The 1,618-nt window shown below is 24.1% G+C and carries 2 protein-coding genes; both read right to left on the bottom strand.

From position 1 onward, the window contains the following. Positions 1–71 precede the first annotated feature (71 nt). The gene (rfbC, locus tag JWF52_RS05775; RefSeq protein WP_208332426.1) at positions 72–620 is read right to left on the bottom strand and encodes a dTDP-4-dehydrorhamnose 3,5-epimerase; all 549 of its coding nucleotides are present in this window, start codon (positions 618–620) and stop codon (positions 72–74) included. A gap of 138 nt (positions 621–758) precedes the next feature. After that, positions 759–1,493 carry a tetratricopeptide repeat protein gene (locus JWF52_RS05770; protein WP_208332424.1) on the bottom strand — a complete coding sequence of 245 codons (735 nt, stop codon included), beginning with the start codon at positions 1,491–1,493 and terminating at the stop codon, positions 759–761. Between the last annotated feature and the right edge of the window lie 125 nt (positions 1,494–1,618).

The raw sequence follows: 1,618 nt of genomic DNA, 5'->3' as shown, positions 1-1,618 counted from the left end.
CAAATACTGCTATATCTAATAATAAATAGATTCAATATAAAATAGAGATATGCTTTAATTAAAGCATATCTCTATTTTTGTATATTTTCCCAATTTCGATCTCTATCTAAAAGTAATATTTTATCTATATCATCAATTGGCCAATTTATATTTAAAGTTGGATCATTATAAGCAATTCCATTTTCAAATTGTGGAAGATAATATTGTGTATAGTTGCAAGTTACTAAAGCATAATCAGATAAAACTAAAAAACCATGTGCAAATCCTTTTGGTACATAAAGTTGTCTTTTATTTTCAGACGATAATGTAACACCTTCCCATTGTAAATAGGTATGTGAATCTTTTCTTAAATCAACCGCTACATCAAAGACTTCTCCCTCTACTACTCTTACTAATTTATTTTGAGCATGCTTTTCTTGAAATCTCAGGCCTCTTAGCACTCCCTTTTTAAACTTAACTTCATTAAATTGAACAAACTTCAAATCTATATCTAAGTTAAATGATTTAAAGTCTCTTTCATTATAGGTTTCCATAATATATCCCATTTCATCCCTAAATACATAAGGCTCTATTATATATAAGTCTTTTATTTTTGTTTCTATAAAATTAAATTTTCCCATAACTACCTCCTTAGTTGTAAATTTTTTACACTTTAAATATTTGACTATTAAATAATTTATGTAAGTAGTTATATTTTTAGAATAATTTAATTTAATATATCTTAAAGTAGGTCTTCAAAAAGTAAAAATAGAACCTATTCAAATAGATTCTATTTTTTTATTAAATTTTACAGGTTTAAATGCCAAATTTGGTACTTTTCTAATCACATTTTTTATTGTGTTCTTTTTCTTTACTTTCTTTAATAATTGTTTTGCTTGCCCACTACCATTTCTAACTGCTTTTGATAGCCAATATAAAGATTTTTCTATATCATTTAAATTGTAGTATATAAACCCAAGATTATATTGAGCATCTACATTATTTTTAGATGCAGATTTTTCTAGGTAGTCTATAGCTTTATAATAGTCTTTTTCTACACCTTGGCCATAGTAGTACATAACCCCTATATTACACTTAGATTCTGAATTTCCTTTTTCACAAGATTTTTCAAACCAATAAAAAGCCTTATTATAATTCTGCTCTACCACATACCCATGGTAATACATAAGAGCTAAGTTATATTGTGCTTTTGAATGTCCTTGTTCTGAAGCATTTTTAAAGCAATATAAAGCTTTATCGTAGTCTTTTTTTGCTTTTATTCCATCTCTAAATATTTTTCCTAAGCTATATAATACATTGTATATTTTATATTTTTCATTTAGTTCATATTTTAAATCCGTATCATATACTTTTTGTATAAAATCAAAAGATTTTTCATAATCTTGAAATATCTCATCGTCTCCAAAGTAATATCTCATACCTAATTCAAATAAATCATTTGTATTACTTTTAAAAAATTCATCTATATTTAAGTTTTTAACTGTATTTTTCATAAAATCATCCCATCATTTATAATATTTATTTTTATAGTTACTTAACTATATAATATCAAATTTATATTACATTCCACCCCTTAGTTATATTACAATTTTGAAATATTTTAAATATTTTTATTAAA

Source organism: Clostridium sp. CCUG 7971 (genome assembly GCF_017590215.1).
Lineage (GTDB): Bacteria > Bacillota > Clostridia > Peptostreptococcales > Peptostreptococcaceae > Faecalimicrobium.
Note: the sequence above shows the minus strand (reverse complement) of the source record. Positions and strands in the feature narration are given on the sequence as shown.